Annotated in this window: 15 protein-coding genes; 7 read left to right on the forward strand and 8 right to left on the reverse strand. The window is 70.4% G+C overall.

The window, feature by feature from the left end:
- Positions 1-3 precede the first annotated feature (3 nt).
- The 4 genes from GON04_RS06970 to GON04_RS06985 form a co-directional block, all read right to left on the reverse strand.
- A complete protein-coding gene (locus tag GON04_RS06970) occupies positions 4-480 on the reverse strand; it encodes an FKBP-type peptidyl-prolyl cis-trans isomerase (RefSeq protein WP_157397206.1) in 477 nt (158 codons plus the stop codon).
- Positions 481-771: 291 nt separating this feature from the next.
- Positions 772-1,755: a Bug family tripartite tricarboxylate transporter substrate binding protein gene (locus tag GON04_RS06975; RefSeq protein WP_157397207.1), complete on the reverse strand. Its 984-nt coding sequence runs from the start codon at positions 1,753-1,755 to the stop codon at positions 772-774.
- Positions 1,752-2,729 (reverse strand): TauD/TfdA dioxygenase family protein, encoded by a 978-nt coding sequence (locus GON04_RS06980; protein WP_157397208.1) that lies wholly within the window; start codon positions 2,727-2,729, stop codon positions 1,752-1,754. The genes GON04_RS06975 and GON04_RS06980 overlap by 4 nt, the downstream gene beginning before the upstream one ends.
- 35 nt (positions 2,730-2,764) lie before the next feature.
- Positions 2,765-3,511 (reverse strand): class II aldolase/adducin family protein, encoded by a 747-nt coding sequence (locus GON04_RS06985; protein ID WP_157397209.1) that lies wholly within the window; start codon positions 3,509-3,511, stop codon positions 2,765-2,767.
- A gap of 79 nt (positions 3,512-3,590) precedes the next feature.
- Here GON04_RS06985 and GON04_RS06990 point away from each other — a divergent pair, with 79 nt between their 5' ends.
- The 3 genes from GON04_RS06990 (at position 3,591) to GON04_RS07000 (ending at position 7,431) form a co-directional block, all read left to right on the forward strand.
- On the forward strand, positions 3,591-4,106 hold the full coding sequence (locus GON04_RS06990) for a MarR family winged helix-turn-helix transcriptional regulator (RefSeq protein WP_338050908.1): 516 nt from the start codon (positions 3,591-3,593) through the stop codon (positions 4,104-4,106).
- A 194-nt stretch (positions 4,107-4,300) separates the two neighbouring features.
- Positions 4,301-5,551, forward strand: coding sequence for a glucose-1-phosphate adenylyltransferase (glgC, locus tag GON04_RS06995; protein WP_157398392.1), 1,251 nt, complete (start codon positions 4,301-4,303; stop codon positions 5,549-5,551).
- Positions 5,552-5,889: 338 nt separating this feature from the next.
- Positions 5,890-7,431: a class I adenylate-forming enzyme family protein gene (locus GON04_RS07000; protein WP_157397210.1), complete on the forward strand. Its 1,542-nt coding sequence runs from the start codon at positions 5,890-5,892 to the stop codon at positions 7,429-7,431.
- Positions 7,432-7,443: 12 nt separating this feature from the next.
- Here GON04_RS07000 and GON04_RS07005 read toward each other — a convergent pair whose 3' ends face one another.
- Positions 7,444-7,641 carry a hypothetical protein gene (locus tag GON04_RS07005; RefSeq protein WP_157397211.1) on the reverse strand — a complete coding sequence of 66 codons (198 nt, stop codon included), beginning with the start codon at positions 7,639-7,641 and terminating at the stop codon, positions 7,444-7,446.
- Positions 7,642-7,840: 199 nt separating this feature from the next.
- Here GON04_RS07005 and GON04_RS07010 point away from each other — a divergent pair, with 199 nt between their 5' ends.
- The 3 genes from GON04_RS07010 (at position 7,841) to GON04_RS07020 (ending at position 9,535) form a co-directional block, all read left to right on the forward strand.
- A complete protein-coding gene (locus GON04_RS07010) occupies positions 7,841-8,089 on the forward strand; it encodes a hypothetical protein (protein ID WP_157397212.1) in 249 nt (82 codons plus the stop codon).
- A gap of 6 nt (positions 8,090-8,095) precedes the next feature.
- A complete protein-coding gene (locus GON04_RS07015) occupies positions 8,096-8,833 on the forward strand; it encodes a DUF1345 domain-containing protein (protein WP_232532949.1) in 738 nt (245 codons plus the stop codon).
- A 93-nt stretch (positions 8,834-8,926) separates the two neighbouring features.
- On the forward strand, positions 8,927-9,535 hold the full coding sequence (locus GON04_RS07020) for an ATP-dependent Clp protease proteolytic subunit (RefSeq protein ID WP_157397214.1): 609 nt from the start codon (positions 8,927-8,929) through the stop codon (positions 9,533-9,535).
- A gap of 63 nt (positions 9,536-9,598) precedes the next feature.
- On the opposite strand, the gene GON04_RS07025 is transcribed toward GON04_RS07020, so the two are convergent.
- The 3 genes from GON04_RS07025 to GON04_RS07035 form a co-directional block, all read right to left on the reverse strand.
- Positions 9,599-10,735 (reverse strand): MBL fold metallo-hydrolase, encoded by a 1,137-nt coding sequence (locus GON04_RS07025; RefSeq protein ID WP_157397215.1) that lies wholly within the window; start codon positions 10,733-10,735, stop codon positions 9,599-9,601.
- 148 nt (positions 10,736-10,883) lie between these two features.
- Complete coding sequence (locus GON04_RS07030) at positions 10,884-12,302, reverse strand: sulfite oxidase (protein WP_157397216.1); 1,419 nt, start codon at positions 12,300-12,302, stop codon at positions 10,884-10,886.
- A 244-nt stretch (positions 12,303-12,546) separates the two neighbouring features.
- Positions 12,547-12,921: a hypothetical protein gene (locus GON04_RS07035; protein WP_157397217.1), complete on the reverse strand. Its 375-nt coding sequence runs from the start codon at positions 12,919-12,921 to the stop codon at positions 12,547-12,549.
- A gap of 506 nt (positions 12,922-13,427) precedes the next feature.
- On the opposite strand from GON04_RS07035, the gene GON04_RS07040 reads away from it, so the two are divergent.
- The gene (locus GON04_RS07040) at positions 13,428-14,885 is read left to right on the forward strand and encodes a glycosyl hydrolase family 8 (RefSeq protein ID WP_157397218.1); all 1,458 of its coding nucleotides are present in this window, start codon (positions 13,428-13,430) and stop codon (positions 14,883-14,885) included.
- Positions 14,886-14,990: the final 105 nt, after the last annotated feature.

Below are 14,990 nucleotides of genomic sequence, written 5' to 3' on the forward strand. Positions count from 1 at the left end.
CGCTCAGTGGTGGGCGCCGTGGGCCCCGTGCGCGTGGCCGTGCGCGATCTCCTCCGGCGCAGCGGCGCGCACGCCGGTCACCTTCAGCGTGAAGCGCAGGTCCTTGCCGGCCAGCGGGTGGTTGCCGTCCAGGTGGACGGTGTCGCCCTTGACCTTCACCACCGTGAAGGGAATGGGCTCGCCCTCCGGGGTGCGCCCCTCCAGCTGGCCGCCGACCTTGATGCCGGGCGGGAACTCGCTCTTGGGGATGGTGCTGACGAGCCGCTCGTCGCGCTCGCCGAACGCGTCGGCGGCCTTGAGGTCGAGCGTGACGGCATAGCCCGGCTCGCGCCCCTCGAGCGCCTCCTCGATCTTGGACAGTGTGTTGCCGTAGCCCCCGTGGAGGTAGGCCACCGGCTCGCGGCTGTTCTCGACCAGGCGGCCCAGGCCGTCGGCCACCTTCACCTGCATGGTGACGACGGTGTCTTTGGTGATCTGCATGGCCGCGATTTTGCCGGATGGCGGAACGGGGAGCCGGAGCGGGCGCGCAAGCGGACAGCCGAACGCAGAAGGCGCAGAAGTTGCGCGGCAGATGCAGAAGAAACCTGGTTCGGGCGGAAGACACCCGGAGGAACCGGCGTTTGGGTCGCCAGCGGGGCCTCCCCAACCGGGGAAAACCTACTCGTGTCTCTTCCGCGCCTTCTGCGTCTTTCGCATCCTCTGCGTTCGGCTGTCCGCTTCCGACTCCGATCCCGCGTTCGGCTGTCCGCTCCCGCGTCCGCGTTCGACGGCCTACGACGCCTTCAGCCCCGCCGCCCGCACCAGGTCGCCCAGCCGTTTCTCGTCGCGCGCGATCAGATCGTTGAGGGCCTGAACGCCCAGGGGGTTGGCGTCGACGCCGACCTTCAGCAGGGCCGCTCGTCCCTCCGGGCTGTCGAGCGCCTTGTTGATCTCGGTGTTGAGCCGCTGGACGATGGCCGTCGGCGTGCCGCGGGGTGCGGCCACGGTCTGCCAGGCCTGCAGGTCGATGGCGGGGAAGGTCTCGGCAATGGTGGGCACCTGCGGCAGGGCCGCCAGCCGCCGGCCGGCCGCCAGGCCGATGGCGTTGAGCTTGCCGGCCTGCAGCTGCGGCAGCGCCGCCACGGCATCCAGGAACATGAAGTCGATGCGGCCGGTGAGCAGGTCGGACACCGCGGCCATGCTGCCCTGGTACGGCACGTGGGTGGCGTTCACCTTTTCCTGCGCCTTGATCATCTCGACCAGCAGGTGGTGCATGGTGCCGATGCCCGGTGAGCCGAAGTTCATCTGGCCGTTGCGCCGCATCTCGGCCACCAGCTCGGCGACCGAGGCCACCTTCAGGTCGGCGCGCGTGACCAGGAACAGGCTGACGCTGCCGATCATGGCCACGCCGGTGAAGTCGGACGGCACTGCCGGCGGCGCCGCGTACATCGCCGGCGAGATGGCCAGCGTGGTGCTGGTGGCGACCATCAGGCTGTAGCCGTCCGGCGGCGACTTGGCCACCACGCTGGCGCCCAGCAGCGTGCCGGCGCCCGGGCGGTTCTCCACCACCAGCGGCTGGTTCAGCGCCGGCCGCAGCCGGTCGGCCACCAGCCGGCCCAGCGTGTCGGTCAACGCGCCGGGCGGGAACGGCACCACCAGCTTGATCGGCCGGTCGGGGTAGCTGCCCTGCGCCCAGGCGGGCAGCGCCAGGCCGGCGCCCAGGGCCGCGCCCGCGCCCAGCACGCTGCGGCGCGACAGCGCGCCCGCGCCGCTCATGCGCCCTCCTTCGACAGGTTGCGCTCGAACTCGCGGATCGGCCGCTTGCCCGCGACGACCGGCTTGACGTGGTGGCCATCAGGCAGGGGCGCGACGCCCTCCTCCGGCGTGTAGGGACCGGTGACGCCCACCACCGGCTCGCCGCAGACGGTGACCCGGTTCATGGTGCGCCGCTGCGGGTAGTAGTCGTGCGGCGCGTAGTGCTGGGTCGAGCGGTTGTCCCACATCACCACCGTGTTCGGCTGCCACTTCACGCGCAGCTGGAACTCCGGGATGGCGGCCCGCGCGTACAGGTAGTTCAGGATCATCTGGCTCTCGTCGTCCTTGAGCCCCTTGATCTTCACGGTGAACTGCGCATTGCAGTTGAGCACCCGGCGACCGGTCACCGGATGCAGGCGCACCAGCGGGTGCGACGGGTTGGGGAACTGCTGCTCCAGTTCGCGCAACTTCTTCTGGTGCGCCTCCGAGCTGGTGAACAGGGGCCGCCAGGGCTTGAAGTCGTGGATGGCTTCCAGCCCGTGGATGTACTGCTTCATCCGCTCCGACAGGCCGGTGTAGGCAGCCGTCATGCTGGCGAACAGCGTGTCGCCGCCGTACTCGGGGATCACCTTGGCGCGCAGGATGGTGATCGACGGCGGTGCGGCGCGGAAGGTCTCGTCGGCATGCCACTGGTCGGTCAGCGCCGGCGGGTTGTCGGCCGAGTAGTCCAGCACGATCACCTCGCGCTTGTCGTCCAGGTTGGGGCTGAACGGGTGGATCGACAGCTCGCCGAACAGCTGGCCGAACGCCATCTGCTCCTCCAGCGAGATGTCCTGGTCGCGGAACACCAGCACCTCGTGCCGGCAGAAGGCCGCGTGCAGCGCTTCGAACTGCGCCCGCGGCATGGGCTTGCGCAGGTCCAGGCCGCGGATCTCGGCGCCGATGTTGCCGCCGAGGCGCACGACATCGAAGCCCGGGTGGGTCGGGTGGGTCATTCGGAAAGCTCCCTGGAAGGTGGGGATGACGCGGTTCAACGCTCGATGCCGTACCGGCGCAGCAAGGCCTCGAACATCTGCTGCGAGATGCTGGCGCCCTTGTGGCCGTCGCTCATCGCCAGCCGGGTGGCCGGCACGCGTTCGAGCACGTCGACCGGGATCTGCCGGTTGGGGCCGGCGCCGGCGTCGCTGGCCAGCTGGATCTCGCAGGCACGCTGCAAGGTCCACAGGCGCTGGAAGCACTGGGCGACCGTGCCGCCCACCGCCAGCAGGCCGTGGTTGCGCAGGATCAGGTGCTGGCGCTCGCCGAGCGAGCGCACCAGTCGCGGCCGCTCGGCCAGCCCGGTCGTCACGCCCTCGTAGTCGTGGTAGCCGACGTCGCCGTACAGCATGGCGGAATAGAAGTTGTCGTGCCGCAGCCCGTCCTCCTTGCACGCCACGGCGCAGCCCGCCGTGGTGTGGACGTGCATCACGCAGTGGGCGTCGGGCCGGGCGGCATGGATGGCACCGTGGATCACGAAGCCGGCCCGGTTCACCTGGCGGCCGGTGCCGTCGATGTCGTTGCCCTCGGCGTCGATCTTCACCAGGTTGTCCGCGGTCACCTCGCTGTAGTGCAGCCCGAACGGATTGATCAGGTAGTGCGGCTGCCCCTGGGGCGAGGGCACGCGCAGGGTCAGGTGGTTGAAGATCGCCTCGGTCCAGCCGAGGTGGTCGAACAGTCGGTAGCAGGCCGCCAGTTCGCGGCGGGCGGCGGCTTCATCCAGCAGCGGGGCATCGTCCATCGGCGCATTGTTGGGCGGGCCGCCATCGTGGTTGAAAGAAACTATCCTCCGGGAAATCCCGAGCCGCCCCCCACCCATCGTGACCTCCCGCCTCGACGCCCCGCGCCGCTACGACGACATGCTGCTGTACCGCATCAACCGCCTGCGAGCGGTCGGCGGAGGCATGGTGCTGCGCTACTGCGAGGGCCAGTTCGGCATCACCCGGCGCGAATGGGTGATGCTGGCGCTGCTGCACGACAGCGGCCCGATCTCGTCGTCCGACCTCGCCGGCCGCGCCGACCTGGACAAGTCGGCGACCTCCAAGGCCGTCACGACCCTGCTCGACAAGGGCCTGGTGGAACGCACCACCCGCCCGGGCGACCGGCGCTACTCGCTGCTGACGCTGAGCGACAAGGGCCGGGAACTGCACGCGCGCGTGCTGCCGGTGGTCGAAGGCATCACCCGCCGCATCCTGGCCGGCCTGTCGCGCGACGAGGTGGCCGTGCTCGACGACATGCTGGCGCGCATGCAGAGCGAGGCCGAGGCGCTGTGGGCCGAAGCCGCCGACCTGCCGCGGGCCGATCGGCGCCACGGGGGGACGCGCGGGGCGGGGTGAGGGGGAGCGTGTCCCTTCTTTCTACGGATGTCCGCGTTCACGACCGTGTCCTACAACGCCGCCACCCGACTTGCGGGAGATTCAGCCTGAGCAAGACATGAGGCGACTCCACCATGGCCCGTGAGAACCGTGCCCTCCTCGACCAGCTGAACGGGTTGAAGCCGGCCGCCGCGGAAACGCATTCCGCGGAGCGGATGAGCCTGGCGAGGCAGTTGCCCAAGCGCACCGTCGCGCTGGTGCTGGCCGGCGGGCGCGGCTCGCGGCTGCAGGAACTGACCGACCGCCGGGCCAAGCCGGCGGTGTACTTCGGCGGCAAGTTCCGCATCATCGACTTCGCGCTGTCCAACTGCATCAACTCCGGCATCCGCCGCATCGGCGTGCTGACGCAGTACAAGTCGCACTCGCTGCTGCGGCACCTGCAGCGCGGCTGGAACTTCCTGCGCGGCGACGCCAACGAGTTCCTCGACCTGCTGCCGGCACAGCAGCGCATCAACGAGGCCGACTGGTACCGCGGCACCGCCGACGCGATCTACCAGAACATCGACATCCTGCGTTCCTACGGGCCCGAGTACCTGCTGGTGCTGGCCGGCGACCACATCTACAAGATGGACTACTCGCTGATGCTGCTGGACCACGTGGAGTCGGGCGCCAAGTGCACCGTCGGCTGCATCGAGGTGCCGCGCATGGAAGCCACCGCGCTGGGCGTGATGGCCATCGACGACAAGCGCAAGATCACCGGCTTCCTCGAGAAGCCCGCCGACCCGCCGGCCATGCCCGGCAAGCCCGACCGCGCGCTGGGCAGCATGGGCATCTACGTCTTCGACGCCGAGTACCTGTACCGGCTGCTGGAGGAGGACTTCGCCGACCCGGCCTCGCACCGCGACTTCGGCAAGGACGTGATCCCGCGGCTGGTGCGCGAGGGCCTGGCCGTCGCCCACCCGCTCGGCCTGTCGAGCGTGCCGGCGAGCACGCGTGCCGACCCGTACTGGCGCGACGTGGGCACGGTCGATGCGTTCTGGGCCGCCAACCTGGACCTTGCCTCGAACATGCCGGAGCTCAACATCTACGACCGCGACTGGCCGGTGTGGACGCACCAGGAGCAGCTGCCGCCCGCCAAGTTCGTGCCGGGCGAGAACGGCCGGCACGGCGAGATTGCCAACGTCATGGTCTCGGGCGGCTGCATCGTGTCGGGCTCCGACCTCACCCACGCCGTGCTGTTCTCCAGCGTGCGCGTGCACTCCGATTGCAGCATCCGCGAATCGGTCATCCTGCCGGGCTGCAGCATCGGCCGCGGCTGCCGCCTGACCAAGGTGGTGCTCGACCGCGGCTGCGAGCTGCCCGACGGCATGGTGATCGGCGAGGACCCGCAGCTGGACGCGCAGCGCTTCGCCCGCACCGACAACGGCGTGGTGCTCGTCACCCAGTGCATGCTCGACGGCCTCTGAGACGGTCGGGCCCCACATTGCCGCCGTCATGCCGGACTTGATCCGGCATGCGGCCGGAATTGCTGGTCGGGTGATGAGAAGTCCCGGAGATGGATGGCGGGTCAAGCCCGCCATGACGGGACCTGGGTGAAGACCGCCATGACGGGGAATGGGTCGGGCCGGCATGACGGACACTGGGTCGGGCGGGCCATGACGGGCCTGAGTCGGGCAGGCTATGACGGGCCTGGGTCGGGCCGGCCACGACAGCGCCGATCGCGTCGCCTGCGCGGCAGGCCGGCCGTGACCCGTGGCGCACAATGCCGCGCGGCCATCCCGCCGGCCGCGCCCGCACGACGTCCATGACCTCCTCCGGTTCCACGCCCCCCGTCACCCTGCCGCCCTTCCGGCCCATCGACGACCTGGTGCGCGAGCACGCCGTCGCCCACCCTGGCCACCCGGCCCTGGTGCAGGGCACGCAGCGCCTGGCCTGGGGCGAGCTCGACGCGCTGGCCGACCGCATCGCCGCGGCCTTGCAGCGCGACGGCGTGCAGCCGACCGAGGCCGTCGCGCTCAGCGGCGCCAACAGCATCGCCTACGCCGCGCTGTTCCTGGGCGTCCTGCGCGCCGGGGCCGCGGTGGCGCCGCTGCCCACCGGCGCCACCGCCGACCAGCTCGCCGGCATGGTGGCCGACAGCGGTGCCCGGCTGCTGTTCGCCGACCACACGGTGCCCGCCCTGGCGACGGCGGTGCCGCGCATCGCGATGGACAACAGCCCCGGCTTCCCGCCGCTCGATGGGTGGCTGGCGCCCGCCGGCGCCCGGTCGCAGCGCGTGGCGGTGCAGCCGGACTGGCCGTTCAACATCATCTATTCGTCGGGCACCACCGGCACGCCCAAGGGCATCGTCCAGCCCCATGGCATGCGCTGGGCCCACGTGGCCCGGGCCGAGGCCGGCCGCTACGACGGGCGGTCGGTGGCGCTGCTGGCCACCTCGCTGTGCTCCAACACCACGCTGGTGTGCTTCTTCCCGGCGCTCTCGCGCGGGGGCACGGTGGTGCTGACCGAGGGCCGCTTCGACCCCGGCGCCTACCTCGCGATCGCCGAGCGCGAGCGCGCCACCCACACCATGCTGGTGCCGGTGCAGTACCAGCGCCTGATGGCCTGGCCGGACTTCGACCGCCACGACCTGTCGGCGTTCAGCATGAAGTTCTGCACCAGCGCGCCGTTCGCGGCGGCGCTCAAGGCCGACATCCTGCGCCGCTGGCCGGGTGGCCTGATGGAGTACTACGGCATGACCGAAGGCGGCGGCACCTGCATCCTGGCCGCGCACGACTTCCCGCACAAGCTGCACACCGTCGGGCGGCCCTCGGAGGGCCACGACATCCGCCTCATCGACGAGGACGGGCGCGAGGTGACGCCCGGCGAACTGGGCGAGGTCGTCGGCCGCTCGCCGGCCATGATGAGCCGCTACCACAACCAGCCGGGCAAGACCGCCGAGGCCGAGTGGCATGACGAGCAGGGCCGGCGCTACATCCGCACCGGCGATGTGGGCCGCTTCGACGCCGACGGCTTCCTGGTGCTGATGGACCGGCGCAAGGACATGGTGATCAGCGGCGGCTTCAACATCTACCCGAGCGACCTAGAGGCCGTGCTGCGCACGCATCCGGCGGTGGCCGACGTGGCCGTGGTGGGCGTGCCGTCTCCCGAGTGGGGCGAGTCACCGGTGGCCTGGGTGGTGCCGGGCGACGCAGCACCGCAGCCCGAGGACCTGCGGGCCTGGGTGAACGGGCGCGTGGGCAAGACGCAGCGCCTGGCCGGGCTGCGCTACCTGGCCGAACTGCCGCGCAGCGACATCGGCAAGGTGCTCAAGCGGGAACTGCGCGAACGCTGGTCGGCGGGCTGACGCACCGCCGCCTCACTCCCGCTCCTTGTGCTGTTCGCGCGGGAGTTCCAGCGGCGGTTCCGGATCGTCGACCTGCGGGTTCTGTCGCTCCAGCATGCGCATGCGATCGAAGGCAGCAGCCGCGCCGCGGCCCCAGCGCCTCGGCTTGGCGCGGCGTTCCTGCCCGTCCCACCGCCCGTCACTGGGCGGGGTTCCATCACGCGACTGCATCCATGGTCCTTTTGACGCGGAGTGTCGCGCAGGAAAAAACCGACGCCTGCGGTCCATCCCTGACAAAGCCGCCCCCATCGTTCGCCATCGCGGGTAGGACAACAGTGACTGAGCCAGGGGTCCTTTCAGGGGTCGTCCTACAAGGAAATGGATTCTTTTCCCAAACGGCCGAGCCGCGCGCCGCGCAATGATGGCCGCCATGAGTACGACGACCGACCGCTCCCCGCGTGCCATCGAGGCCGGGCAGGCGTACCTCGACCGGCGCGGCCAGCGGTGGCTGGTGGCCCGGGTCGAGCGTGCGTTGTCCGGCGACGAGGCCCAGATCCGCTTGCGCCTGCAGTTCGCCCCGCCCGACACGCGCGCCGCCGACTACCTGATGGGAGAGCGCGAGTTCCGCCAGCTCGCCCGCGCCCGCGGCTTCCGTCCCGAAGCCTGCGAACCGGCCTGAGGGCCCTTGCGGCCCGCCTCCATGGAGAGCCCGCCGCCGAAGCCGACCGCGGCCGAGCGCCTGGGGCTGGGTCGGCACGTGCCGCTGTGGCGGGCGCTGCGGGTGCGGCCCCGGCTGGCCGCCGCGCTCGGGTTCGGCCTGCTGGTCTACGCCGCCAGTCCGCTGGTGGCGACGCTGGGCACCTCGGCGCGCTGCCTGGTCGGCTGGAACGCCGGCGCGCTGCTGTACCTGGCCCTGGCCTGGCACGAGATGCGGGGCGTGGACGACGCGAAGCTCATCCAGTCCCGCGCGGTCGCCCAGGACGAGGGGCGCACGACCATCCTGCTCCTGGTGGTGGTGGCCGCGGCGGCCGTGATGCTGGCAGTCGGCACCCAGCTGGCGCAGGTGAAGTCGCTCGACGAGGACGCGGGTCGCGGCTGGCACCTGGTGCTGGCCGGCGTCACCGTGGCCACCTCCTGGTTCTTCACCCAGGTGCTGTTCGCACTGCACTATGCGCACGACTTCTATCTGGCGCGCCACCGGGACCGGCCCGACCCGCTGCAGTTCCCCGGCACCCAGGACCCGGGCTACAGCGACTTCTTCCACTTCGCCTGCGTGATCGGCGCCGCGGCGCAGACGGCCGACATCACGTTCCAGGGCCGCAGCCTGCGGCCGGTGGGCACGCTGCACTGCGTGCTGTCGTTCTTCTTCAACACCACGCTGCTGGCGCTGTCGATGAACGTGGTCGCCAGCCTGCTGACCTGAGCGGCCACTGGCGGCACGGGGGCTCCATCCGCACCGCCGCGGGCCGCGCCCGGGCCAGTGCATGATGTCGGCCTGGATTAGCAAGGAACCGAGATGGAAACCCCCCACGAACACGACGAACCCGCGTCCGGCGCGCCCTCCACGGCCGAGCCGCGCAACGCCTTCCTGGAAGAAAAGGCCTTCAAGTCGCGCACCGTGCTGCTCTTCGGCGAGGTCAGCGACCGCTCGGCGGCCGACATCGCGCGCCGCCTCATCGCGCTGGACGCCGAGTCGGACCGGCCCATCGACATGCTGGTGAGCTCGCCCGGCGGCCACCTCGAATCGGGCGATGCCATCCACGACATCATCCGGTTCATCGGGGCCCCGGTGAACATGATCGGCACCGGCTGGGTCGGCAGCGCCGCCACGCACCTGTACCTGGCCGTGCCGCGCGAGCGCCGCTTCTGCCTGCCCAACACCCGCTTCCTGATCCACCAGCCCAGCGGCGGCGCCGGCGGACCGGCCAGCGACATCGCGATCCATGCACGCGAGATCATCAAGGCGCGCGAGCGCATCGCACAGACGATTTCGCGCGAGACCGGCAAGCCGCTCGACAGCGTGCTGCAGGACATCGAACGCGACCGCTGGCTCTCGGCCGAGGAAGCGATCGACTACGGCCTGGTCGGCCGCATCATCTCCAACAAGTCCGAGCTCAAGCGCTGAGCTTCGGCACGCCCGTGCAAAGGCCTGGGTCTCCCAGGCCTTTTTTCTTCCCGCCGCCCGACGTCAGCGCACGGCCAGCCACCACCGCGTCGACTCGAACGGCGCGTCCGCATCCACCACCTCGCCCACGCGCGGCGTCACCAGCTCGACGCCCAGGCGGGTGGCGGCCGACACCGCCCGCCGGATCGGTTCATCCCAGTCGTGGAAGGCGAGGTTGAAGGTGGACCAGTGGACGGGAAACATGCGCCGGCCCCGGACATCGCGGTGGACCTGCACGGCCTGCTCGGGCGTCATGTGGATGTCGGTCCACGCGGCGCCGGGGCCGTAGGCGCCGATCTTGATGAAGGCCATGTCGAACGGGCCCAGGCGGGCGCCGATGTCCTGGAACAGCTTCCCGTAGCCCGTGTCGCCGCTGTAGAAGAAGCGGTGCTGCGGCCCCAGCACCGACCAGCTCGACCAGAGGGTCGTGCTGCGGTTGCCCAGGCCGCGGCCGGAGTAGTGGCGCGTCGGTGTGCACACGATGCGCACGCTTCCCAGCGAACGCTCCTGCCACCATTCCAGTTCTTCGACCTGCCGGGACGGAACGCCCCACCGCTCCAGGTGGGCGCCGATGCCCAGCGGCACGAAGAACCGCGAGCCGCGTTGCGCCAGGTGGCGCACCGTGTCCATGTCCAGGTGGTCATAGTGGTCGTGGGAGATGAGCACGGCGTCGATCGGCGGCAGGTCGGCGAGCGCGATCGGGGGTGGATGGAAACGACGCGGCCCGATGGGCAACGGCGAGACCCGCTCGGCGAACACCGGGTCGAGCAGGATCCGCAGCCCGTCGATCTCCACGTAGGTGCTGGCATGGCCGATCCAGAACGCGCGCAGGCCGCTGGCCGGTGGGGCTGCCTGCAGCGCCTGCTTGTCCACCGGCAGCACGGGCACGGGCGCCGGCGGCTCCCGCACCTCCTCGCCGGAGAACTGGCGCAGGGCGTAGTCGACCAGCGATGTCGTGCTGGGCGCCTCCGGTTCCAGGTTGACGAAGCGGCCGTCGCGGTACTGGGGATTGGCCTGGGCACGCGCCAGCCGCGCACCCTCCAGGGGCGCGCCGAACTGTGGCTGCGACAATACCGCCCACCCTGCCGCAACGAGCACGGCCACGACGGCGGCAAGCGTGACGGTCGTCCGCACCAGCCAGCTTGCACGCTTGGGCCTCATGGACTCTCCCGCGATGTCAGGCGACTTCGCAGTGTGCATGGCCGGGGCCCAGCGGACAACCGCCGTTGCGGATGGGGCGGCGAGCGGTCGGATCCCTTCCAGCGTTGCGGCGCCCGGACCGGATCGTCCGCGGCGCCGCGCCTCGCGCTCAGGACCCGCGTCCAGCGAGAGCGTTGACCGTCTGCGGCACCTCGACCGGATCTGCTCCCGGGACCACCACGCGGGCGGCGGACGGCACCGGGCCGCGCGCGGAGCCGATGCCCTCCAGCACGCGCACGTGCACGCGCTGCACGCCGTTCACGCCCATGCCCTGGCGGTTCCAGCGGTTCTCCGGATTGACCAGTTGCACGTCGCCGGCTTCATCGGTCGCACGGCAGGCCAGGATGTGCTCGCCGGCACTGGCGCTCCAGTCGATCTGCCATTGCGTCCAGGCGAAGCGATCCCCGGACACGGGAACCAGCCGGGCCTCGCGCCAGGTCGCCGTGTCGTCGGTGCTGACCTCCACGCGGGTGATGCGGCCGGCGCCCGACCACGCCACGCCCTGCAGGGTGACGGGTCCGGGGGCGAGGAAACGGTGGCGGGTGATCAGGTCCGGCACCCCGGGTGGGGTGATGAGCGAGTGCACGCGCTTGAACGTGACCGGTTCGCCGGCTTCCCCCTTGACCTGCTGGTAGCGGTAGACCTTGGACTGCTGCACGCCCCGGAAGGGCTGGTTCAGCACCGTGATGGCGCGCAGCCACTTGACGCTGGCCATGCCGTACCAGCTGGGCACCACCAGCCGCAGCGGGAAGCCGTGCTGCGGCAGCAGCGGCACGCCGTTGTGCTCCCAGGCCAGCATCACCTCGTCGCGCAGGGCTTCCTTGATCGGCAGGCTGCGCTCGAACGCGTGCTCGACACCGAGGTCGACGCCGGAGTCCCAGCCGGTGAACAGCACTTCGACCGCATCGTCCAGCACACCGGCCTGCTCCAGGATCTGGCGCAGCGGCGTTCCCGTCCACTGGTACTGGCCGAGGGCTTCCTTGAACCAGGGCACGTAGACGGCGCGCGGGTGCAGCGTCGAGCGGCCCGTCCCGGCGCACTCGAGCGTGACCACCTGCTGGATCAGGGTCCGGCGCTTCAGGTCGTCCAGGCTCAGCCGGGTCGGGTTGCGCACCCTGCCGTCCAGCGCGACGGAATAGCCCTGCGCGCTGAGCTGCGGAACATCGAAGTGGATCAGCAGGTAGTGGGCGCCGAGGGGCGTCAGCGCCTCGCGCAGGAACTCGGCCTGCATGCCGTGGTTGCGGAAGGCCAGCACGCTCTCTCCCGCGCTGAAGACGCGCGAGGCGTCCTGCGGGTCCGGGCGCACCGGCGTCGGCGTGTCGGGAACGGTCGTGCAGTTGGCGGGCGCCTGCTGCAGGGGATTGCCGGTGGTCAGCTGGGCCGAGACCTTCGGCGCGGCGAAGGCAGCGGCCGTGGCCGCGGCGCTGGTGGCCAGGAAGCGGCGGCGGCCCGGCCCCGAGAGGCCGGTCTCTGCTGCTGAGGTGGTGGCGGCGGGCCGCGCGGCAGTGCGGTCGATCACGGAAGTCATCGGTCTGGTCCTTGTCAGGTCCGACCTCCCTCCCACGATCACCCGCGGACATCCTTGTTGCGCCAGCGCCGACGAGACGTGAACGCGCCCGGGGCGCGGCTGCTTGTCGCATGCCGCTCCCGAACGTTGGTCAGAGATGGATTGGATCTCCAGCGCGGCCGGAGGGCCGCGCCGCAGGGCGCCCGGCCGGGACGGCCGGGCTGGCTCCGCCTGTCCGGTCAACCCGAACAGGGGCGCCGCTGCGTCACGAAGACTTGGAGGTCTTCTTGGCGGCCTTGGCGTCGGCCTCGGCACGCTTGACGTCGGCCTCGGCCTTCTCGTGGGCCGCCTTGGCGTCCTTGGTGCAGGCCTTCTGCTCGTCGCCCTTGAGGGGCTTGCACTTGGCCTTGGCGGCCTTGTAGTCGCCGTCGGCCTGCTTCTTCATGGCCTTGGCGTCGGCCTTGGCGTCGGCAGCGGGGGAGCCGCTCGACGGCGGCATGGTCGTCGCGCTCGACGGGCCAGGGCTGGTCGCGGCGCTGCTGCCGGTCGAGCCAGCGCTGCTGCCGGTCGACTGCGCGAACGCGGCGCCGGCGAGGCCCAGGCTGAGGGCGGCACTGAGGGTGATGAGGGTCTTGTTCATGCGAAATCTCTCCTTGATGGACGGACGGAACACAGGCCCTTGCGGGCCACCTGACGTAGGCCTCTAGTCAACGCGCCAGGCCAGGCCTGACTTGTAGGAGCCCACCGCTTCGGGCGCGGTTGCGCGGCGATGGCGCATGCAGGCCGTTGGAGTTCGCGTCCAAACGTAATAACTGCCCAGCTAGCGGGGCCGGTCCACATGGGATCCATTCCCATACCGACGTGCATTCCGTGACCGGCTTCACGATCGCGCGTCGGCGTAGCCCAGCCATTCGTGAACTAGCTCTGCCATTCGCGTGCACGGCTCTTACAAGGGGCGACGTGCACCTTGAGACAAACGCGGGACTTGGTTACGCGCGTAGGCCTTCGCCCTAGCGGTATGTCGGACACCTCCTACTACATTCGGCCACCTGCTGAGGTAGCCGATGCGCCGCCGCAGCTCCCCCTTCACCGGGCCGAGGCGCGCAACCGCGATGACGAGGTCCCTAACCCATGTTGTTGTTGAACATGAAGCGACGCATCTTTCTCCAGACCGGTTCCCTCTCCGCCGTGACGGCGCTCAGCGCCTGCGGTGGCGGTGGTGGCGGCGCCGACACGGCCGTGGCCTCCACGGCGGTCGATGCCGAAGCCGAGGCGAAGCGGATCAAGGTCACGCCGGCGCCGACGCCGGCCCCCACGCCCGCCCCTGCACCGGCACCGGGGACGGCCCCCTCTCCGGCGCCGACCCCCGCGCCCACCCCGGCCCCGACGCCCGCTCCCACGCCCGCCCCGACGCCGGCGCCCTCGCCCGCCCCGGCCGGCGGCCCGAACTACCCGTTCGGTTCGCGCCTCGTGCCCTACGTGGCCGGCATCCTGCCGACCAACGCCTCCAACGCGTCCATGGATGCGGCGATCAAGAGCTGCTACGACCGCTGGAAGGCCAACGGCATCGTCGACGTGCCCACCGTCTCGGGCGGCAAGGCGCTGCGCTTCGCCAGCAACTACCTCACGGTGTCCGAGGCGATGGGCTACGCGATGCTGGTGGTGGTGCTGATGGCCGGCCACGACGCCAATGCCCGCTCCACCTTCGACGCCCTGCTCAAGACCGTGCGGGCCCGCCCGGCCTACAGCATCCCCGGCGTCGGCAGCTGGCTGATGGACTGGCGCCTGGAAGCCAACGGCGCGTCGAGCAACGCGGCCGGCGGCGGCTGGAACGCCATGGACGGCGACCTGGACATCGCGATGGCGCTGCTGATGGCCGACCGCCAGTGGGGCTCCACCGGCGCCTGGAACTACAAGCAGGAGGGCATCAACACCATCAACGCGATGAAGTCGTTCAACATGAAGCCGGACGGCACCACCAAGGGCCTGGCGACGGCCGACGTGAGCCGCACCTCCGACTACATGATCAGCCACTTCCGCGCGTTCGCGAAGGCCACCGGCGACACGTACTGGAGCACCACGGTCATCGACCGCTGCTACTGGCTGATCAACCGCATGCAGACGGTGTATTCGCCCAGTGCCGGCCTGATGCCCGACTTCATCGTGCAGACCAACACCAGCACGCCCATCCCCTCGCCGGGCAACATGGGCGACTTCACGGCCACCGAGATGGACTACTTCGCCAACGCGCAACGCAACCCGTGGCGCTGGGGCACCGACTACGTGGTCTCGGGCGACGCACGCTGGAAGGCGGTGTGCAACAAGCTGATGAACTTCTTCAAGGCCGACACCGGCGGCGACCCGGCCCGCACCGCCATCGGCTACGAACTGAGCGGCAACCCGCTGCAGCGCCCGTACCCGAACTGGACCCCCAAGGGCATGATCGGCCCGCAGCTGTGCGGCGCCATGGTCGACCCCGCCCACCAGGCCTACCTGAACGCGCTGTGGTCGTACAACGCGAACAACTTCTCGCTGAACTACTACGACGCCGAACTGCAGATCCTGCCGATGATCGTGGCCTCGGGGAACTGGTGGCAGCCATGACATTCACTCTGAAATCGCTGCGCGATTTCAGAGTGGTTCTCTAATTAGTTGACCTCGGACCGGCAAAGCCGGATCCGAGGTCAAGAAGTGTCCGCGCTGCATGCT

It is taken from the genome of Ramlibacter pinisoli (assembly GCF_009758015.1).
GTDB classification, from domain to species: domain Bacteria; phylum Pseudomonadota; class Gammaproteobacteria; order Burkholderiales; family Burkholderiaceae_C; genus Ramlibacter; species Ramlibacter pinisoli.

Bases quoted from the DNA above. Each gene is read 5' to 3' on its own strand.
- GON04_RS06980 (WP_157397208.1), bottom strand. From the start codon at position 2,729: ATGACCCACCCGACCCACCCGGGCTTCGATGTCGTGCGCCTCGGCGGC.
- GON04_RS07005 (WP_157397211.1), bottom strand. From the start codon at position 7,641: ATGCAGTCGCGTGATGGAACCCCGCCCAGTGACGGGCGGTGGGACGGG.
- GON04_RS07010 (WP_157397212.1), top strand. From the start codon at position 7,841: ATGAGTACGACGACCGACCGCTCCCCGCGTGCCATCGAGGCCGGGCAG.
- GON04_RS07035 (WP_157397217.1), bottom strand. From the start codon at position 12,921: ATGAACAAGACCCTCATCACCCTCAGTGCCGCCCTCAGCCTGGGCCTC.
- GON04_RS06975 (WP_157397207.1), bottom strand. From the start codon at position 1,755: ATGAGCGGCGCGGGCGCGCTGTCGCGCCGCAGCGTGCTGGGCGCGGGC.
- GON04_RS07025 (WP_157397215.1), bottom strand. From the start codon at position 10,735: ATGAGGCCCAAGCGTGCAAGCTGGCTGGTGCGGACGACCGTCACGCTT.
- GON04_RS06970 (WP_157397206.1), bottom strand. From the start codon at position 480: ATGCAGATCACCAAAGACACCGTCGTCACCATGCAGGTGAAGGTGGCC.
- glgC (WP_157398392.1), top strand. From the start codon at position 4,301: ATGAGCCTGGCGAGGCAGTTGCCCAAGCGCACCGTCGCGCTGGTGCTG.
- GON04_RS07040 (WP_157397218.1), top strand. From the start codon at position 13,428: ATGAAGCGACGCATCTTTCTCCAGACCGGTTCCCTCTCCGCCGTGACG.
- GON04_RS07000 (WP_157397210.1), top strand. From the start codon at position 5,890: ATGACCTCCTCCGGTTCCACGCCCCCCGTCACCCTGCCGCCCTTCCGG.
- GON04_RS06985 (WP_157397209.1), bottom strand. From the start codon at position 3,511: ATGGACGATGCCCCGCTGCTGGATGAAGCCGCCGCCCGCCGCGAACTG.
- GON04_RS07020 (WP_157397214.1), top strand. From the start codon at position 8,927: ATGGAAACCCCCCACGAACACGACGAACCCGCGTCCGGCGCGCCCTCC.
- GON04_RS07030 (WP_157397216.1), bottom strand. From the start codon at position 12,302: ATGACTTCCGTGATCGACCGCACTGCCGCGCGGCCCGCCGCCACCACC.